The 588-nt window shown below is 64.5% G+C and carries 2 protein-coding genes; both read left to right on the top strand.

Translation table 11 applies throughout. The features are described from left to right. On the top strand, positions 1 to 342 hold a 342-nt coding region (locus LPA54_RS35400), incomplete at its 5' end, for a CDP-alcohol phosphatidyltransferase family protein (RefSeq protein ID WP_306806594.1). Positions 343 to 456: 114 nt separating this feature from the next. Continuing rightward, positions 457 to 588, top strand: a 132-nt coding sequence (locus LPA54_RS35395; protein WP_228984684.1) for a sugar phosphate nucleotidyltransferase, incomplete at its 3' end; no start/stop codon positions are given.

The raw sequence follows: 588 nt of genomic DNA, 5'->3' as shown, positions 1-588 counted from the left end.
CTCTCGACCCTGGTCGGACTCACCTGGCGGGAGATTCTGCCGCTCTGGCTGACCGTCGTCCTGCTGGCCCGGGAGCTGGTCCTCCTGGTCATGGTGGGCATCCTGCGGCGCCACGGCTATCCGCCGCCGCAGGTGAACTTCCTGGGGAAGGCCGCGACCTTCAACCTGATGTATGCCTTCCCGTTGCTCCTGCTCAGTGACGGAAGTGGTTGGATCTCGTCACTCGCCGCAATTTTCGGCTGGGCGTTCGCCGGATGGGGTACAACCCTCTATTGGTGGGCAGGAGTGCTCTATGTGGTCCAAGTCCGCCGCTTGATCCGTGCGGACGCCATGGCCGATTGACTCGCTTCCTCACGCGCAACGGGGCGCGCGATGTCCCACGCTGAATACGTGTGCGGCAATCCTGGCGGGTGAAGTCGGCCAGACCGTCGTCTCTTCGAGGAGGACGCTTCCGACATGAAGGCCGTCGTGATGGCCGGGGGCGAAGGCACACGTCTTCGCCCCATGACCTCAAGCATGCCCAAGCCGCTCCTGCCGGTGGCCAACCGGCCGATCATGGAGCACGTTCTGCGGCTGCTCAAAAGGCAC

Origin of the sequence: Streptomyces sp. DH12 (assembly GCF_020873895.1) — a bacterium.
Classification (GTDB): Bacteria; Actinomycetota; Actinomycetes; order Streptomycetales; family Streptomycetaceae; genus Streptomyces.
This window is presented reverse-complemented; position numbering and strand designations above follow the sequence as displayed.